The sequence below is a fragment of the Hydrogenophaga taeniospiralis CCUG 15921 genome (assembly GCF_001592305.1).
GTDB classification, from domain to species: Bacteria; Pseudomonadota; Gammaproteobacteria; order Burkholderiales; family Burkholderiaceae_C; genus Hydrogenophaga; species Hydrogenophaga taeniospiralis.
Genome location: NZ_BCWR01000007.1, coordinates 58,991 through 77,497, shown reverse-complemented (window position 1 = coordinate 77,497; position 18,507 = coordinate 58,991). Strand labels below are relative to the sequence as shown.

The window sequence follows — 18,507 nt, the reverse complement described above, 5'->3', positions numbered from 1 at the left end:
GACGCCGCTCAACCGATGAACCCGATTCTTCGCAAGGGCCCGGGAAGCTACAACGCAGGCGCCGGGCGAGAGGCTTCAGGCCCGCGGCGGATTTGCTTCGTCCGCGGAAGATTCCTTCCGCGCCGCGCGCTGGGGGCCATTTCATAATGGCGCACCATGTCCAGCCCCAACCCGACCCTTTGCGTGGCCCTGATCGAGGACGATCAACCCACCAGCCGACAGCTGGCCACCTGGATCCGGTCGGCGCGGCCCGACATCCGGATCGACCAGTGGTTCAACCGCGACGACGCGGAAAACGCCATCAACCGCGTGCCCTACGACCTGGTGGTGCTCGACATCGAGCTCGGCCACGAGCGCCATGCCGGCGTGGCCCTGATCAACGCGATCAACAAGAACCGCCAGGGCACGCCGGTGCTGGTGGTCTCGGCCATGCCCGCGGCCATCTACCGCAGCATCATGAAGGCGCTGGACGCCTGGGACTACCTGCAGAAGACCACCTTCGAAGAGCACGATTTCATCGAGACCTTTCTGGACATCCTGCGCGTCTCGCGCAAGCAGGCCGCGGTGGCCGCACCCGCGGCACCCGCCGACGAGCTGAGCCTGGACCCGCTGTGGCAGCGCACGCCGATCTGGCGCGGCCAGCGCATCAACCTGCCGCTGACCGCGCAGCGCATCCTGGCCACGCTGCACCAGCGCGCGGGCGAGGTGGTGTCGTACGAAGAGCTGTTCGACGTGGTCAAGAGCGGGCGCAACCGCGACAACGTGCGCAAACACGTGAGCACCATCCGCGACGCGTTCCGCGAGGTGGACCCGCAGTTCGAGGGCATCGAGAACGTGCCGATGCGGGGCTTTCGCTGGGTGCGCACAGCCCTGGTTTCCGCGCCCGGCCGGAAGCCCGCATGAAGGTGCCGGGTCTCGACCTGCCCCGCTTTCGCATGGGCAAGCTCGGCGTGCCGCGCCTGGGGCTGGCCGGCTTTCGGCGGCGCATCTTCTTTCGCGCCGTCTTTGCGCTGCTGGTGCTGGCCACGCTGGGCCTGGCGCTGACCGTGCTGCGGCACGAAAAGGAGCGCAGCTACCTCAACTACCAGAACAGCTTTCGCAAGACCCAGTCGGAGATCCTCGCGCGCCTGCGCCACCCGGCCGGCCAGCTCGCCCTGCTCAATCCGCAGCACGAACCGGCCGCGCCCGGCCAGGGCGCCGAGCTCTCGCCGCTGCTGCTGCCCTTTGGCGCGCTCGACTTCGACGACCCGTTCAAGGCCCAGCAGGCGCTGGAGAGCTCGGGTTGCGCCGTGTTGTTCCAGGACGGCTCCAGCGCCTGCGCGGCGATCGGCAGCAACCCCTACGCGGGCGGCTTCGTCTACCTCGCGGGCAGCTTCGTCAGCCCGCCGCTGGTGGGCCGCGAGCGGGGCCAGCTTGAGTTGCAGGACGTGCACCGCGCCCGCGTGCACCTGACGCTGCGCGGCCAGACCACCCGCTGGATCGCGCCGTTGGAGCTGGTGGCCAGCGCCGCCAGCCAGCCGCAGGCGCCGCTGGTGGGGCGCTGGGCCGGCTTTCGGGCACCCGAGGTCGGCGCGGCGCCCGACACGCTGCAACGCAAGACCCGCCCGGTGCGGGACTTCCGCGGCTGGGTCTGGCAAAGCCCGGACTGCGCCGAGGAGGGTCAGGCGCAGCCCGACTGCCCGCGCCGCGCGTTCTATTCCATCCGCCTGCCCTCGGACGCCCTGCGCGTGGCCAACCTGCCGCCCGCCCGGGTGGTCTGGCCGCCCGCCGATCTCGCCGACATCCGCGTCGGGCTGCAGATCGTGGGGCCCGCGTCCGCGCAACTGCTGGACACCGCCGCACCGCGCCAGGCCGAGCCGTCCGCGCTGGCCGAGCTGGCGCAGTCCCTGCTGCCGGGCGAGAGCCTGCGGATCCAGCGATTGGCCAGCACCCTGGCCCCGGGCCTCACGCGTCCCCCCGCCACGCAGACCCTGCACGGCAGCGCCGACCCGGGGGAACGCGAATCGCCCTGGGTGCGCCACATCGTGGGCCTGCTGCCGGTGGGCGCCCAGGTGCCGCCGCTGCAGGCGGTGGACACCGTGGCCACGCCGGTGGGCCGCTTCGAGATCACGCTGACGGGCGACGTGCGCACGGTGGAGCGCCGCATCAGCATCGTCGCCACGCGCCTGCTCTGGCTGGTCGGGGCCATGCTGGGCGCGATCGTGCTGGCCTGGCTGCTGATCGAGATCGGCCTCATCCGCCGCGTGACCCAGCTCACCCGGCGCGCGGCGGCGGTGTCGTACAACGTGCACGCACCCCTGCCGGAAAACCGGCTCGCCGACCTGGACGTGAGCGATCTGCGTGGCAGCGACGAACTCGGCATCCTGGCCGGGGGCCTGTCCGACCTGCTGCAGCGGGTGAAGAACGACATCTCGCGCGAACACCAGCGCGCCCAGCAGGAGCTGGACATGTGGCACGCCGTGGGGCACGAGATCATGTCGCCGCTGCAGTCGCTGATGGTGCTGCACGGCCGACCCGAGGACCCGAGCCACCGCTACGTGCAGCGCATGCAGCAGGCCGTCAAGGTGCTGTACGGCCACGCCTCCCCGAGCGAGGCGATCGTCGCCGCCGACATGGCCAGCGAGCGGCTGGACATCCACGCCTTCCTGCGGCAGATCGCCGACAACGCGCACTTCTCCGGCATCGACGGCGTGCGCTACCTGGACGCGGACAACACCGGGCTGGCGGGCCTGCAGGTGCGGGCTGATGGCTTCGCGCTGGAAGACGTGGTCACGCACCTGCTGCGCAACGCCCAGCGCTGCCGCACACCAGGCACCGCCATCACGCTGTCGCTGACGGCCGACCCGCAGCACGCCTGGATCGCGGTGCACAACCAGGGGCCGGCGATCGACGCGGCGCTGCTGCCGCGGATTTTTGACTACGGTGTGTCCGACCTGCCGCCGACCGAAGGCCACCGCGGCCAGGGCCTGTTCGTGGTCAAGACCTACATGGGCAAGATGGGCGGCACGGTGCAGGCGCGCAACGCGACCGATGGCGTGCTGTTCACGCTGGGACTGGCCCGACTGGCCTGAGCGCACAAAAAAAGCCCGGAGCGCCTTGGCACCCCGGGCCACAACCCCTCACAAAAACAAGAAACGCTTTTTCTTAGAAACGCCAGCCCAGGCCCATGCCGACCAGCACCGGATCCACCTTGAAGGTGCCTGCCTTGACGCCGCCCGCGAGCACGTCGGTCTTGATGTAGACCTTCTTCACGTCAAAGTTCAGGTACATGTTTCCCGTCAGGGGCACGTCCATGCCGATCTGCAGGGCCGGGCCGAAGCTGTTGCGCTTGACGTCGGCGGCACCGCCCAGCAGGTTCACCGAGCTGAAGCGGGTGTAGTTCAGGCCGGCGCCCACATAGGGCTTCACCCCGCCCAAGTCAAAGTGGTATTGCACCGTCAGCGTGGGCGGCAGGTGGCGCAGCGAGCCGATGTTGGCGCCGCCGGCGGTCACGGTGTGTTTCTGGGGCACGGTCAGGATCAGCTCGGCCGCGAGGTTCGGGCTGAGGAAATAGCTGAAGTCCACCTCGGGCAGCCACTTGTTGTTCACTTCCAGGCCCAGGCCGGTAGTGTCCTTGTTGGCGCTGTCCAGGTGCACGGCACGGGCACGCACCAGCAGCGAGCCTGCCTTGAAATCCTGCGCCATGGCGGCGCCCGATGCCAACAACGTTATAGCGGCAATCGCGATGATGTGCTTTTTCATGGTCATCTCTCAGTCCTCAACACGGGAACATTCCCGGCTGGAATTACAGAAGACCGGGGCATGCGGGCGTTTGAGGATCGTCAAACCACGCCCCTGCACTCCCCTTGTGCGGGGTGGAATTGCCCGTGGCTTGATCTGGATCAAACCGGGGGGCGCCCGGCTTCAAGGTCTGAGCAACACCACCCGGGCCGTGCCGGACTGGATCAGCCCGATGGCCGATGCCGCGGCCTGGCTGAGGTCGATGACGCGCCCTTTGGCGAAGGGGCCGCGGTCGTTGATGCGCACCACCACCTCCTGGCCGGTGCCCAGGTGGCGCACCCGCACCCAGGTGCCGAACGGCAAGGTCTTGTGGGCCGCCGTCAGCGCGTGCCGGTCGAACGGCTCGCCGCTGGCGGTGCGCCGGCCCTGGAACTGCTGGCCATACCAGGAGGCCATGCCGCGTTCGATTTCGCTGCCGCCGCCCGGCCCGTCCCATGACCCGGGAAGTCCCAGGTCGGACGGCGAGGGCTCGCGCGTGGTGGAGCAACCGCCCAGCCACAATGCCGCGGCCAGGGCCAGCAGCAGCGCGGCCCGCGAGCTCATGACAACCGCAGGCGCTGCACGATCTCCATCGTCGCGGCGCTCTGGTTCATGGTGTAGAAGTGCAGCCCGGGCACGCCGGCGCGGTGCAGGCGATCGCACAAGTCGCTCACCACGTCCAGCCCGAAGGCCTTGATGGACGCGGTGTCGTCGCCATAGGCCTGCAGGCGCATGCGGATCCAGCGCGGAATCTCGGCGCCGCAGGCGTCGGAGAAACGCATCAGCTGGGTGGAGCTGGTGATGGGCATGATGCCCGGCACCACCGGCACGTCCACGCCCCGCCGGCGCAGATCGTCCACGTAGCGGAAATAGGCGTCGCTGTTGAAGAAGTACTGGGTGATGCCCGAATTCGCGCCCGCCTGCACCTTGGCCACGAACGCGTCCAGATCGGCCAGCGGCGACTTGGCCTGCGGATGGGTTTCCGGGTAGGCCGCCACCTCGATGTGGAACTGGTCGCCGGTTTCGGCTCGCACAAAGGCCACCAGATCGCTGGCGTAGCGGAACTCGCCGCCCAGGCCGTAGCCGCTGGGCAGATCACCGCGCAAGGCCACCAGGCGGTGGATGCCGGCACCCGCGTAGGCCGCGAGCCGCTCGCGGATGGACTCGCGCGACTGGCCGATGCAGCTCAGGTGCGGGGCCGCCGGGCAGCCCTCGGCCATGATCTCGGTCACGGCCTGCAGCGTGCCGTCCTGCGTAGAGCCACCGGCACCAAAGGTGACCGAGCAGAACTCGGGCTTGAGGGTGTAGAGCCGCTGGCGCACGGCGCGCAGCTTCTCGGCGCCGTCGGGCGTCTTGGGTGGAAAGAACTCAAAACTCAGTGGCAGTGCCATGGTGTTGCCTCAGTGGGGTGGCACGGGGCGCCGGCCTCAGGCCGTGCGCCGCGCCCAGACAAAAAATTCGCGGTTGCCGTCACCGCCGGTGATGGCGCTTTCAAAATAGTCCCGCATCGCCAGGCCGTTGTCCACGCAGGCCTGCGCGATGCGCTCGCGCACCCGCGCGTAACTCGCCGCATCCTTCACCAGGCCGCCCTTGCCGATGTGCTCAGGCTGCAGCTCGAACTGCGGCTTGACCAGCATCAGCAGGTCGCCACCGTCTTTCAACAGCGGCACGATGGCCGGCCAGACCAAGGTCTGCGAGATGAACGACAGGTCGCCCACGATCAGGTCGAACGGCGCCGCGGCGGCCTCGCCCCCGGCTTGCACCAGTTGCTCCGCCGTGAGTTCGCGGGCATTGCATTTTTCGATGCAGAGCACGCGCGCATCGGCACGCAGCTTGGGGTGCAACTGGCCCTGCCCGACATCGACACCGACCACCTGGGCGGCGCCGCGCTGCAGCAGGCAGTCGGTGAAGCCACCGCTGCTCTGGCCCACGTCGAGACACCGTTGACCCGTCACCTCCATCCCGCAATGCGTGAGCGCACCGTCCAGCTTCAGCCCGCCACGCGACACGAAACGCGACTCCGCCGTGTCCAGCAGCTCCAGCTCCACCGTCTCGCGCAACTCGTCGCCGTTTTTGCTCACGGCTTTCCAGTCGCCGCCAGGCAAACGCCAGCGCACCCCCGCAGCGATCAGCCGCTGGGCCTGCGAGCGCGAAGCGGCGAGGCCTCGCTCAACAATCAACTGATCAGCACGCATGGGTGGCACAGAGCAACGAATAGAGCAACCTCGTCGGAGCGAAACGAGCGGTCCGAAGGCCGCGAGCCCCAGGGCGCCGCGGAACCGGCTTTGCCGGGCCGCCAGCGCCGCCCCCTGGGGGGTGACGCCGAAGGCGGCGCGGGGGGGGGTCAATACCGATACGTGTCCGGCTTGTACGGACCTTGTTTCGGCACGCCGATATAGGCCGCCTGCTCGTCGCTCAGCTCGCTCAGCATCGCGCCGACCTTCTTCAGGTGCAAGCGCGCGACCTTCTCGTCCAGGTGCTTGGGCAGCACGTAGACCTTGCCCACGTCGTAACCCTCGGGGTGGGTGAACAGCTCGATCTGCGCGATGGTCTGGTTGGCGAAGCTCGACGACATCACGAAGCTGGGGTGGCCGGTGCCGCAGCCCAGGTTCACCAGGCGGCCCTTGGCCAGCAGGATGATCTTCTTGCCGTCCGGGAAGATCACATGGTCGACCTGGGGCTTGATTTCCTCCCACTGGCAGTGCGCTTCCAGCTTGGCGACCTGGATCTCGTTGTCGAAGTGGCCGATGTTGCAGACGATGGCCTGGTCCTTCATGGCGGCCATGTGGTCGAAGGTGATCACGTCGCGGTTGCCGGTGGTGGTCACGAAGATGTCGGCCTTGTCGGCGGCGTACTCCATGGTCACGACCTTGTAGCCTTCCATCGCGGCCTGCAGGGCGTTGATGGGGTCGATCTCGGTCACCCACACCTGAGCGCTCAGGGCGCGCAGGGCCTGGGCCGAGCCCTTGCCCACGTCGCCGTAACCGGCCACGCAGGCGACCTTGCCGGCAATCATCACGTCGGTGGCGCGCTTGATGCCATCCACCAGACTCTCGCGGCAGCCGTAGAGGTTGTCGAACTTGCTCTTGGTCACCGAGTCGTTGACGTTGATGGCGCGGAACAGCAGCGTGCCCTTGGCACTCATTTCCTTCAGGCGGTGCACGCCCGTGGTGGTTTCTTCGGTCACGCCGATGATCTGGGCGCTCTTGCGGCTGTACCAGGTGCTGTCCTCGGCCAGTTTGGCCTTGATGGCGGCGAACAGGATGCGCTCTTCTTCGCTGCCCGGGTGGGCCAGCACGCTCTGGTCGCGCTCGGCCTGCTTGCCCAGGTGCATCAGCAGCGTGGCGTCGCCGCCGTCGTCCAGGATCATGTTCGGGCCTTCGCCCTCGGTGCCCTTGGCGCCAAAGTCAAAGATGCGGTGGGTGTAGTCCCAGTAGTCGGTCAGGGTTTCGCCCTTGACGGCAAACACCGGCGTGCCGGCGGCGGCGATGGCGGCGGCGGCGTGGTCCTGCGTGGAGAAGATGTTGCACGAGGCCCAGCGCACTTGCGCGCCCAGGGCCTGCAGGGTTTCAATCAGCACGGCCGTCTGGATGGTCATGTGCAGCGAACCGGTGATGCGTGCGCCTTTCAGCGGTTGCTTGGCCGCGAACTCTTCGCGGATGGCCATGAGACCGGGCATCTCGGTCTCGGCGATGCGGATTTCCTTGCGGCCCCAGTCGGCCAGGCCGATGTCGGTGATGACGCAGTCGGTGGCGACGGCGGCGGGAATGCGTGCGTTCATGGTTCGCTCCAGAGAAGGTTGAATGAACCACCTCACGCGCGAAACGGGAATAAAAAAGCCCATCGCACGGAAGTGGATGAGCGTCGTTGCATGGATTTCCGAGCCTCACGCCCCGCGCTGACCGGTGGTCAGGGGTGCGCTGCAACGCTCCTCGGATGGCAACGATTCTAACGCAGGCGCCCATTTTGGCTATCTGCGAAACTGGCGGGCCTTGATGACCCATCCCACCCTTTCCGACTGGCCGCAGGCCGAGCGCGCCGCCATCCACGGCGTGCTCACCGACATCGACGACACCCTCACCACCGAGGGCGCGATCACGCCCGACGCCCTGGCCGCCCTGCACGCGCTGCGCGCCGCCGGCCTGCCGGTGTTCGCCATCACCGGGCGCCCGGCGGGCTGGAGCGAAACCTTCGCCCTGGCCTGGCCGGTGAACGCCATCGTGGCGGAGAACGGTGCCGTGGCGCTGTGGCGCGGCGCGGACGGCACGCTGCAGAAGGCCTGGCTGCAGGACGAGGTCACGCGCCGCGCGAACTTCGCGCGGTTGCAGGCGGTGGCGCGGACCATCCTGACCGAGCTGCCGCACACGCGCCTGTCGCAGGACAGCCCCGGGCGCGAAACCGACATCGCCATCGACCACAGCGAGTTCGCCCAGCTGGACGACGCATCGATCCATGAGGTGGTGCGCCTGATGCGGGCCGGCGGCCTGAACGCCACGGTCAGCTCCATCCACATCAACGGCTGGATCGGCGGGCACGACAAGCTCGCCGGCGCGCGCTGGATCGTGCGCACCCACCTGGCGCGTGAACTCGACGCCGAGCTGGACCGCTGGGTCTACGTGGGCGACTCCACCAACGACGCGCGCATGTTTGGCCACTTTCCGCACAGCGTGGGCGTGGCCAACGTGGCGCGCTTCTGGGACCAGCTGACCCACCGCCCGCGCTACCTGACGCCGGGCGAACGCGGCGCGGGCTTCGCCGAGCTGGCGCACGCAGTGCTGGCAGCCAAGGCTCCCCGATGAGCGAACACCCGCTGCCGCCCGGCCACGGCGGCTCGCCCCTGCCCATAACCCCTCCGGCCCACGCCCGGCTCGGGCTGGTGGCCATCTTTGGCGCCACCTTCTTCGAACTGGTGGGCTATTTCATGCTGCTGCCGCTGCTGCTGTTGCGGCTCAAGGGCGACGGCGTGTCCACCACACTCGCCGGCCTGTTCGCGGCCAGCGGCTGGGTGGGCGTGTTTCTCATCACGCCGTTCGCCTCGGCCATCACGCAGCGGCTCGGGCGCCGGCCTACGCTGTGGCTGTCGGCGCTGATTCCGGTGATCTCCACCACCGGCTTTCTGCTCACCGACTGGCTGCCCGCGTGGTTCGTGCTGGACTTCATCGCCGGCGCGGCCTCGGGCCTGCGCTGGGTGCTGGCCGAGGCGGTGGTGGCCGAGTTCGCGCCGCCCCTGAAGCGCGGCCGCATGGTGGGCCTGTTCGAGACCATGGTGGGCACCACCTTCGTGATCGGCCCCGCCCTGCTCGCCGTGCTGGGGCCGCAGAACCCGGTGGCGCTGTGGCTGGTGCTGGCCAGCCTGTTCATCGGCCTGCTGTGGAGCCTGGCGATCCCGCCGCTGCCGGACGCGGCCGACGCCCACAGCGCGCGCGTCGGCCTGCACGGCGTGTGGCATGCGCTGCGCGCGCACCCGCTGATCATGACGGTGGGCTTCGTTGGCGGCTTCTTCGAGAGCGGGCTCACCTCCATCCTGCCGCTGTACGGCCTGAGCCTGGGCCTGGGCGTCGCGGCGGCGGCGCTGCTGGTGTCGGCCAGCGGCCTGGGCAGCGCGCTCATGATGCTGCCCGCCGGCCTGCTGGCCGACCGGCTGGGCGGCCACCCACGCTGGGGTGGCGCCCACCGCGCGCGGCTGGCGATCATGCACGCCTGCGCACTGGTCACGCTGGCGGCCACGGCGCTCATTCCCTTCGTGGCCGGCACACCCTGGCTGGCGGCGGCGGTGGCCTTCTTCTGGGGCGGCGCGGGCGGCAGCCTGTACACGCTGGCGATGATCGACATCGGCTCGCGCGAAGAAGGCATCACCCTGGTCAACAGCACCGCGGTGCTGGTGCTGTCGTACACGCTGGGCGGCGTGCTGGCCCCGGCCCTGGGCGCGGCCATGCTGGACTGGGCGCCGGTGCTCGGCTTCCCCGCGCTGCTGCTGGCCGTGGCCGGGTCAGGCTGGTGGCTGCTGCGCAAGGAAAATCGCGAGTCAAAGGCTCAAGGAAACGCCTGAAACAACGGCCAGCCCAGGCCAGCGCAGAACGGGCTTCGCCCAGCCGCAGCAGAGGCTGCCGCGCTCAAAGCCACAAAGCAACGCCCGAAGCAACGCCAAACCCAGGCCAGCGCGGAACTGGCTTCGCCAGGCCGCAGCTGGCGCCCCCCCGGGGGGTGACGCCGAAGGCGGCGCGGGGGGGACCTCCTCAAGGCGCAGCCGTCGGCGCATTCGCCGCCCGCGGCGCCGGATCGGCCGACGGGGCGGGTGCAGGCGCGGGTTTGTTCGCGCCGTCGAACACGCGGTCGGCCACGCCACCGCCGATCCACATGCCCGCAAGGGTCACCCAGGCGGTGACTGCGAAGATAGCGCCGCCCGTCATGCCCGCGCCCACGGCGCAGCCCCCCGCCAGCATGGAGCCAAAGCCCATCAGGATGGCGCCGACGATGTAGCGCGGCATGGTGTAGCCGCCGCCGAAGCCTTCGAGCTTCCAGTCGCCGCCCACCAGGGCGCCCACCAGCGAACCGAGGAACACCCCCGGCATCAGGCCCAGGCCGAAGGTCCAGGGTTCGCCGGGCTTGCTGAGCACCCGCATCAGCCACTCGGCCGAGGGGCCGCTGAAGGTCAGGCCCTGGATCTGCACCGGCTCGAAGGAATGCGCCATCACCTGGTAGGTGCCGGCCCAGGCCAGCGCCACCATCAGCCCGGTACCGATGCCGCCGGCCCATTTCCAGAAGCCCCAGCCACTGCGGACCGCAAAAAACAGCGCGGTCACCAGCCAGACCATGCCGAACGCCAGACCGTCCCAGGGCCCGGCGCCGAGCAGCGCGAGCAGGCTGCGCGAAGGGCCGCCCTCCACCACCCACCAGGTCGACACGGTTTCGCGCCAGGGCGCGAGCACACCGTTGAGCGAGGCCTGCGCCGTGACCGCGAAGATCAGCCCCGAAAGCAGCGCGCGCAGGTTGCCGTTGGCCGACAGCACCAGCAGCCGGCTCGCGCAACCGCGCGTCATCACCATGCCCACGCCAAAGATCAGGCCACCCAGCAGCGCGCCCGACAGGCTGCCGCGCGCCGAGAGCTGGCGCGCCGTGCTCACGTCCAGCAGACCGGACAACACCAGCAGCTGCGCGGCCACCACGGCCGTGGCAAACGCCAGCAGCCACACGGTGAGCTTGTCGCCGAAGTGGCCGTGCCAGAACTCGATCACCGCCGCGCGCAGGCAGAAACGCGAGCGCTGGGCAAAAAAGCCGAAGCCCAGCCCGGCCAACAGACCGCACAGGGCGAGCACGCCCGGTTCGCCCACCCGCTCGATCCAGCTTGTCCAGTCCATGACGTCTCCATTTATGAAGATATGCGCAAACATTCATGTTACGCCGCCCGACCACCACAAAGCTTGATGCGGCGCAACTTCTGGCGAACCCGGCGGGCGGGGTAAGCTCCAACGCCCAAGACCTTCCACCCCGTACCCACGACGAAAGGACTCCCCATGGCCATTCCCTGGCTGGTTGCGCTCAAGGTCATTCCCTGGGGCGACGTGATCGAACACGCGCCCAAGGTGCTCAGCGCCGCGCGCAAGCTGCTGGAGCGCCAGCGCGCGCAGACCCCGGCCATACCGCCGGCCGCCGATGTCATCGAGATGCCGGCGGGTGAAACGCCGAGCCTGGGGGAGCTGACCAACCGCCTGATCGTGGCGCAGCAGCAGATCCATCAACAGGCCCAGGCGCAGGAACAGCTGACCCAGACCGTGGCCGAACTGGCCGAACAGAACGCGCGCCTGGTCACCGCCGTGGAGGCACTGCGCGTGCGCACGCGCCTGCTGCTCTGGGGTTTCGTGGCACTGGCATTGGCCCTGGCCTGGATGGCCTGGGCCTGAACCGGGAATCCGTCCCGACGGTGTCAGTCGGACGGCGTCAGCGCCGGCGGAACGGCGCCTGGTAGAGCCACACCGGCTTGCCGTCCACGTTCTGCAGCCGGCCCTGCGGCGCCCAGCCGCTGGCCTCGAACTCCAGGCTCACCAGCCAGCTCCCGGGCCGCAGTTCGCTTGCGGCCTTGTCCATCGCCCACGGCATGCTCTCGGGCCGCTGAAACAGATAGACCAGATCGTAGCCCGACCAGTCGGCGGCCCAGATGTCGGCCCGGCGCACCTGGGCAAAACGGCAGCGCAAGGCACACAAAGCCGCGAGCGGCCAGCTCCATTCGAGGCCCTGAATGCGCGCCTGGGGGTATTCACCGTGCAGCGCCTTCAGGCCCGCGCCCAGCCCGCAGCCGGCGTCCACCATCCGCGCGCCGTCCGGCAAGGGCGCCTGGCCCGCCAGGCCCCGCAGCGCCGTGGCCGGGGTAGGAAACAGCGGCGCATCGCGCCAGGTGTTGAGCGGGTAGAGCGCGAGCAGCAGCGCCAGCGGCAGCAGCCAGGCCCAGGCCGGCAGGCCGCCCGCCGCGCCGCTGGCCAGCAACGAGAGCGGGAACCCGGCCAGCATGAAAACCCGGCGCCAGGGCGTGCGCCCGGTCCAGGCCGGCAGGCCCGAGACCAGCAGCGCCAGCACGAAGGCCGCCACAGCCCCCAACCCGGCCGCGCGCAGCCCCAGGAAAACACCCCAGGCGAGCGCCCAGGTCAGCAGTGCGGGGAGTGGCCAGATCAGCATGGTGAGCGGCATTGTCGCCGCAGCCACCGGCCTGGCCGGGCGACAGGCTCGGCCCCTGGGGGAAGACGCTCAGCGGCGAGAAGGCTACACCCGCGCCAGCACCGGCCCGAGCACGCGCCCGGTGTGCGTGCCCAGCCGCACCACCTCGTCGGGCGGCGCCTCGGCCACCACGCGACCACCACCACCGCCGCCTTCGGGGCCGAGGTCGATGATCCAGTCGGCCTCGGCCATCACGTCCAGGTCGTGTTCGATCACGATCACGCTGTGGCCGCCGTCCACCAGGCGGTGCAGCACGCGGATGAGCTTTTCCACGTCGGCCATGTGCAGGCCCACCGTGGGTTCGTCCAGCACGTAAAGCGTGTGCGGCGCCTTCTGGCCGCGGCGCGTGACGTCGTCGCGCACCTTGCTGAGTTCGGTCACGAGCTTGATGCGCTGCGCCTCGCCGCCGCTCAACGTCGGTGATGGTTGCCCCAGCGTGAGGTAGCCCAGGCCCACGTCTTTCAGCAGCTGCAGCGGGTGGCTGATGTTGGGCATGGAGGCGAAGAACTCCACCGCCTCGTCCACCTCCATCTGCAGCACGTCGCCGATGCTCTTGCCCTTCCAGGTGACGGCAAGGGTTTCGGGGTTGAAGCGCGCGCCGTGGCAGACCTCGCAGGGCACTTTCACGTCGGGCAGGAAGCTCATCTCGATGGTGCGCATGCCCTGGCCTTCGCAGCCCGGGCAGCGGCCTTCGCCCGTGTTGAAGCTGAAGCGGCCCGGGCCGTAGCCGCGAGCCTTGGCTTCGAGCGTATCGGCGAAGAGCTTGCGCACCGTGTCCCAGAAGCCGATGTAGGTGGCGGGGCAACTGCGCGGCGTTTTGCCGATGGGGGTCTGGTCGACTTCGAGCACGCGGTCCACCACCTCGGAGCCCAGCAATTTGTCGCAGCCGGTCCAGGTGGGGCGCTCGCCCGCATCCCAGCGGGTGCGGCCGGCGAAGGTGCTGCGCTGGGACACCGCCGCCGCCGCGTTGGTGAGCAGCACGTCGCGCGCGAAGGTGGATTTGCCGGAACCGCTGACGCCGGTGACAACCACCAGGCGCTGCAGCGGGACGGCGACGTTGAGGTTCTGCAGGTTGTGCAGGCGGGCGCCGCGGACTTCGAGCCAGTGGTTGTCGTGTGGTGCTGGCGATGAAGCCGCAGGAACGGCCGATGCAGCCAGAACCGCTCGCCTCGGCTGCAGCGGGTGTTTCATGGCGTGGAGCAGGTAGCGCCCGGTGACGGATTCTTCGTTTGCCGAGAGGTCGGCCACCGTGCCCTGCGCCACCACACGGCCACCGCGTTTGCCGGCGCTGGGGCCGATGTCGATGATGTGGTCGGCGCGGCGGATGGTGTCTTCGTCGTGCTCCACCACCACCAGGGTGTTGCCCTGGTCGCCGAGCTTGTGCAGGGCGTTGAGCAGGATGGCGTTGTCGCGCGCGTGCAGGCCGATGGTGGGCTCGTCGAGCACGTAACACACGCCCTGCAGGTTGCTGCCGAGCTGTGCGGCCAGGCGGATGCGCTGCGCTTCGCCACCGGACAGCGTGGGCGCGCCGCGGTCGAGCGTGAGGTAGTTCAGGCCCACCTCTTCCAGGAAAGCGAGGCGGCTTTCGATTTCGGGCAGCAGGTCGCGTGCGATGTCGGCTTCCCGGCTGCTCAACACGGCCTCTTTCTGCAAGCCGTGCACCCAGCTGCGCACCTCGTTCACCGACAACCGCGCCACGTCCGTGATGCCCACACCACCGAACTTCACCGCGCGGGCCTGGGCGTTCAGGCGGGTGCCTTCGCAGCTCGGGCAAGGCTGATCGGCCAGGTCTTCCACCTCGGGCTCGGCAAAGCTCTGCTCGCGCCCGCGCTCCCCGTCGTCGCGCACCGAGTCGTCCAGCGCCTTGCGCTGTTCGCGCGAGAGCGCGAGGCCCGTGCCCACGCAGTCGGGGCACCAGCCGTGTTTGCTGTTGTACGAGAACAGGCGCGGGTCCAGCTCGGGGTAGCTGGTGGCGCAGACGGGGCAGGCGCGGGTGGTGGAAAACACCTCCAGCCGGCCCAGGCCCACGGTGGACGTGCCCTCGGCCAGCGCCTGGCTCAGGCCCTCGAGCGGGTGCAGCACATGCACCTGGCCTTTGCCGATCTCCAGCGCCTTCGCGAGCTGGCGGCGCCACCAGGTCTCTTCATCGGCACTGACCACGCCGTCGGCCACCGGCAGCTCGATGGTGTGTTCCTTGAACCGGTCGATGCGCGGGAAGCCGGTGGTGGGCAGGAACTCGCCGTCCACCCGCAGGTGGGTGTGGCCGCGCGGGCGCGCCCAGTCGGCCAGCTCGGTGTAGACGCCCTTGCGGTTCACCACCAGCGGCGCGAGCAGGCCGATGTGTTGTCCCGCGTAACGCGTGAGGATGGCCGCGGCGATGCTCTCGGGGCTCTGCGGCATCACGGCCGCGCCGTCGTGCACGCAGTGCTGCGTGCCCAGCTTCACGTACAGCAGGCGCAGGAAATGCCAGACCTCGGTGGTCGTGCCCACGGTGCTCTTGCGGCCACCACGGCTCAGGCGCTGCTCGATGGCGACCGTGGGCGGGATGCCGTAGACCGCGTCCACCTCGGGCCGGCCCGCTGGCTGCACGATGCTGCGCGCGTAGGCGTTGAGGCTTTCCAGGTAGCGCCGCTGGCCCTCGTTGAACAGGATGTCGAACGCCAGCGTGGACTTGCCCGAGCCGCTCACGCCCGAGATCACGTTGAACCGCCCGCGCGGGATGTCCACGCTCAGGTTCTTGAGGTTGTGTTCCTTGGCGTTGACGATGCGGATGGTGTTGGGCTGCGGCGTGGCCACCCGTGCGGCCTTCGCCGATCCCGGCCCCCTGGCGGGCGCCAGGTAGTCTGTCACCCGGCCCTCGTGCGCTTCGTGCACCTCGCCCATTGACAGCGCGTACTCGCGCAACGACAGCGCGGTGTGGCTCGTGGGGTGCTTGCGCACCTCCTCGGGCGTGCCCTCGGCCACCACAAGACCACCGCCCTCCCCGCCTTCAGGGCCGAGGTCGATCAGCCAGTCGGCGGCACGGATCACGTCCAGGTTGTGCTCGATGACCACCAGCGAGTGCCCGGCGTCGAGCAGCTTGCGCAAGGAGCGCATGAGTTTGGCGATGTCGTCGAAATGCAGGCCGGTGGTGGGTTCGTCGAACAGGAACAGCGTGCCCTTGCGCGAGATCGGCTGGCGGCTGGCGCTGGCCGACTTGGCCGCCTCGGCCAGGAAGCCCGCGAGCTTGAGCCGCTGCGCTTCGCCGCCCGAGAGCGTGGGCACGGGCTGGCCGAGCTTCACGTACTCCAGCCCCACGTCCACGATGGGCTGCAGGGCGCGGATCACTTCGCGGTCGTTGCCGAACAGCGCAGCCGCTTCGCTCACGGTGAGGTCGAGCACGTCGGCCACGTTGAGCGTGCGGCCCCCACGTTCGATGCGCACCTCCAGAATCTCGGGCCGGTAGCGTTTGCCGTCGCAGTCCGGACAACGCAGGTACACGTCGCTCAGGAACTGCATCTCCACGTGCTCGAAGCCCGAGCCACCGCAGGTGGGGCAGCGGCCGTCGCCACCGTTGAAGCTGAACTTGCTCGCGGTGTAGCTGCGCTGGCGCGACAGCGGCGCGTCGGCGAACAGGGCACGCAGGGCGTCCCAGGCGCCGACGTAACTCACCGGGTTGGAGCGCGCGGTCTTGCCGATGGGCGACTGGTCGACGAACACAACCTCGCTCAGGAAGTCGGCGCCGAGCAGGCGGTCGTGCGCGCCGGGGGTGTCGGTGGATTTGCCGAAATGGCGCAGCAGCGCGGGCGCGAGCACGTCCTGGATCAGGCTGGACTTGCCCGAACCCGAGACGCCGGTGACCACCACCAGGCGCTGCAGCGGAAAGTCCACGGTGACGTTCTTCAGGTTGTGTTCGCGCGCGCCTTCCAGGATCAGGCGCGGCGTGTTGTCGGTCACCATGCGCTTGAAGCCCATGCCGACCTGCTTGCGCGCGCCCAGGTAGGCGCCGGTGAGCGTGTCGGCGTCGCGGATGGCTTCGGGCGTGCCGTCGAACACGATCTGCCCCCCGCGCTCACCCGGGCCCGGACCCATGTCGATCAGGCGGTCGGCCGCGAGCATCACCGCCGGGTCGTGCTCCACCACCACCAGGGTGTTGCCCGCGTCGCGCAGGCGCAGCATGGCCTTGTTGATGCGCGCCATGTCGCGCGGGTGCAGGCCGATGCTGGGTTCGTCGAGCACGAACAGCGTGTTGACCAGCGAGGTGCCGAGCGCCGTGGTGAGGTTGATGCGCTGCACCTCGCCGCCGCTGAGGGTGCGGCTCTGGCGGTCCAGCGTGAGGTAGCCGATGCCGACCTCGCAGAGGTAGCGCAGGCGGGTGTTGATTTCGTCGAGCAGGAGCTTGAGGGCCTGCGCCTGGCCGGTGTGGGACTCCTGCCCGCCCCCAACGAGGAACGGAGCAAGGGACGCAAAAAACAGCCTTAGCTTGTCCAGCGGCAGCAGCATCAGGTCGTGCAGGCACAGGCCGGGCAAGGCTTCGAGCTGCGCGCGCGACCATTTCACGCCCTGCGGCAGATAGCGTTGCTCGGGCGGCAGCACCGCGTCGGCCTGCTGCTGGGTGCCGACGCGCCAGAGCAGGCTGTCGGTCTTCAGACGGGCGCCGCCGCAGCTCGGGCATTCGGTGTAGCTGCGGTACTTGGACAAGAGCACCCGGATGTGCATCTTGTAGGCCTTGCTCTCCAGGTACTCGAAGAAGCGCGCGATGCCGAACCAGTGCTGGTTCCACTTGCCGTTCCAGTTCGGCGAGCCGGCCTTCACCCAGTGCTGCTGCTCGGGCGTGAGCTTGGCCCAGGGCGTGTCGCGCGGGATGCCGGCGGCTTCGGCGTGGCGCATCAGATCGTCTTGCGCCTCCTTCCAGGCCGGCGTCTGGAACACCTTGACCGCGCCCGCGCGCAGCGTGAGCTTGTCGTTGGGGATCACCAGACCGTAGTCCACCCCGATCACCCGGCCAAAGCCCCGGCAGGCCTCGCAGGCGCCCACGGCCGAGTTGAACGAGAACATGGACGGCGTGGGGTCGCTGTAGCGGATGTCGCTTTCGGGGCAGTGCAGGCCGGTCGAAAAACGCCAAATCACTGGCTCGGCTCCATCCTCACCAAGCACATACACCATCAGCTTGCCGCTGCCACGCTTGAGGCCGGCTTCGATGGCCTCCATCACGCGCGCCTGCTCGGCCGTGCCGATGCGGAAACGGTCGGCCACCACGTCGAGCACTTTCACCGATTCGCTGACCGCGGCAGCCTTGGCCGCTTTGGCGGTTTTCGCCTTCGGGGTCTTGGCCGCCTTGGCGTCGGGCGCGGGCGCGGCGCGCTGCACCACACGCTCGGCCTGCACGCGGGTGTAGCCGCTGGCCGAGAGCCATTGTTCGATTTCTTCGGGCGTGGTGCTGGCGGGCAGTTCGACGGGGAAGGTCACCACCAGCCGCGGATCGCCCAGTTCAACACAGCGCTTCTGCAGCTCGGCGTAGATCGACTCGGGCGAGTCGTGCCGCACCGGCAGCGCGGTTTCGCGGTCGAACAGCTCGGCGCCGCGCGCGAACAGGAGCTTCAGGTGGTCGTTCAGCTCGGTCATCGTGCCCACGGTCGAGCGCGAGGAGCGCACCGGGTTGGTCTGGTCGATGGCGATGGCGGGCGGCACACCCTCCACCCGGTCCACCGCCGGCTTGTCCATGCGGTCGAGGAACTGGCGCGCGTAGGCGCTGAAGGTCTCGACGTAGCGGCGCTGGCCCTCGGCGAACAACGTGTCGAACACCAGGCTGGACTTGCCCGAGCCGCTGGGCCCGGTGACCACCGTGAGCTCGCCAGTGCGGATGTCGAGGTCGATGTTCTTCAGGTTGTGCTGGCGCGCGCCGCGGATGCGGATCAGCCCGGTACCGCCTTCGGCCGTGCGGCCCTCCCCCTCGGTGGCGACTGGAGACACAGGCGTTTCGGCCGACAAGGGTTCGGCGGGCAGGAAGGCGTCGGACATGCGGGGGGCTCCAGAGTGGGAGGCAAACATTCTACGGAG

General features: G+C 69.2%; 13 protein-coding genes and 1 riboswitch. Of the genes, 5 read left to right on the top strand and 8 right to left on the bottom strand.

Annotated features, from left to right (window positions below):
- The first annotated feature begins 156 nt into the window (after positions 1 to 156).
- Positions 157 to 903: a response regulator transcription factor gene (locus HTA01S_RS11285; RefSeq protein WP_068171038.1), complete on the top strand. Its 747-nt coding sequence runs from the start codon at positions 157 to 159 to the stop codon at positions 901 to 903.
- Complete coding sequence (locus HTA01S_RS11280) at positions 900 to 3,071, top strand: sensor histidine kinase (protein ID WP_068171036.1); 2,172 nt, start codon at positions 900 to 902, stop codon at positions 3,069 to 3,071. Before HTA01S_RS11285 ends, HTA01S_RS11280 begins: the two co-directional genes overlap by 4 nt.
- A gap of 73 nt (positions 3,072 to 3,144) precedes the next feature.
- Here HTA01S_RS11280 and HTA01S_RS11275 read toward each other — a convergent pair whose 3' ends face one another.
- From HTA01S_RS11275 to ahcY, 5 genes are all read right to left on the bottom strand, one after another.
- The gene (locus HTA01S_RS11275; RefSeq protein ID WP_068171156.1) at positions 3,145 to 3,741 is read right to left on the bottom strand and encodes an OmpW/AlkL family protein; all 597 of its coding nucleotides are present in this window, start codon (positions 3,739 to 3,741) and stop codon (positions 3,145 to 3,147) included.
- A 162-nt stretch (positions 3,742 to 3,903) separates the two neighbouring features.
- A complete protein-coding gene (locus HTA01S_RS11270; protein WP_068171034.1) occupies positions 3,904 to 4,323 on the bottom strand; it encodes a septal ring lytic transglycosylase RlpA family protein in 420 nt (139 codons plus the stop codon).
- The gene (gene metF, locus HTA01S_RS11265; protein WP_068171030.1) at positions 4,320 to 5,150 is read right to left on the bottom strand and encodes a methylenetetrahydrofolate reductase [NAD(P)H]; all 831 of its coding nucleotides are present in this window, start codon (positions 5,148 to 5,150) and stop codon (positions 4,320 to 4,322) included. The genes HTA01S_RS11270 and metF overlap by 4 nt, the downstream gene beginning before the upstream one ends.
- Before the next feature lie 36 nt (positions 5,151 to 5,186).
- Positions 5,187 to 5,954, bottom strand: a complete 768-nt coding sequence (locus HTA01S_RS11260; protein ID WP_068171028.1) for a TlyA family RNA methyltransferase — start codon at positions 5,952 to 5,954, stop codon at positions 5,187 to 5,189.
- Between the two features lie 149 nt (positions 5,955 to 6,103).
- Positions 6,104 to 7,540 (bottom strand): adenosylhomocysteinase, encoded by a 1,437-nt coding sequence (ahcY, locus tag HTA01S_RS11255; protein WP_068171025.1) that lies wholly within the window; start codon positions 7,538 to 7,540, stop codon positions 6,104 to 6,106.
- A gap of 71 nt (positions 7,541 to 7,611) precedes the next feature.
- Positions 7,612 to 7,699: riboswitch (S-adenosyl-L-homocysteine riboswitch) on the bottom strand.
- A gap of 55 nt (positions 7,700 to 7,754) precedes the next feature.
- Here ahcY and HTA01S_RS11250 point away from each other — a divergent pair.
- Together HTA01S_RS11250 and HTA01S_RS11245 are read left to right on the top strand one after the other, a co-directional pair.
- Entirely contained in the window at positions 7,755 to 8,558 is an 804-nt protein-coding gene (locus HTA01S_RS11250) for an HAD-IIB family hydrolase (protein WP_068171022.1), read from the top strand.
- On the top strand, positions 8,555 to 9,808 hold the full coding sequence (locus HTA01S_RS11245; protein ID WP_068171019.1) for an MFS transporter: 1,254 nt from the start codon (positions 8,555 to 8,557) through the stop codon (positions 9,806 to 9,808). Before HTA01S_RS11250 ends, HTA01S_RS11245 begins: the two co-directional genes overlap by 4 nt.
- Before the next feature lie 187 nt (positions 9,809 to 9,995).
- On the opposite strand, the gene HTA01S_RS11240 is transcribed toward HTA01S_RS11245, so the two are convergent.
- Positions 9,996 to 11,117 carry a YeeE/YedE family protein gene (locus HTA01S_RS11240; protein ID WP_068171017.1) on the bottom strand — a complete coding sequence of 374 codons (1,122 nt, stop codon included), beginning with the start codon at positions 11,115 to 11,117 and terminating at the stop codon, positions 9,996 to 9,998.
- 156 nt (positions 11,118 to 11,273) lie between these two features.
- Between HTA01S_RS11240 and HTA01S_RS11235 the strand changes: the two genes are divergently transcribed.
- The gene (locus tag HTA01S_RS11235) at positions 11,274 to 11,660 is read left to right on the top strand and encodes a hypothetical protein (RefSeq protein ID WP_068171013.1); all 387 of its coding nucleotides are present in this window, start codon (positions 11,274 to 11,276) and stop codon (positions 11,658 to 11,660) included.
- A 37-nt stretch (positions 11,661 to 11,697) separates the two neighbouring features.
- Here the strand turns inward: HTA01S_RS11235 and HTA01S_RS11230 are convergent, their stop codons facing one another.
- On the bottom strand, positions 11,698 to 12,429 hold the full coding sequence (locus tag HTA01S_RS11230; RefSeq protein ID WP_245638066.1) for a class I SAM-dependent methyltransferase: 732 nt from the start codon (positions 12,427 to 12,429) through the stop codon (positions 11,698 to 11,700).
- An 84-nt stretch (positions 12,430 to 12,513) separates the two neighbouring features.
- On the bottom strand, positions 12,514 to 18,468 hold the full coding sequence (gene uvrA / locus HTA01S_RS11225) for an excinuclease ABC subunit UvrA (RefSeq protein WP_084236030.1): 5,955 nt from the start codon (positions 18,466 to 18,468) through the stop codon (positions 12,514 to 12,516).
- Positions 18,469 to 18,507 lie beyond the last annotated feature (39 nt).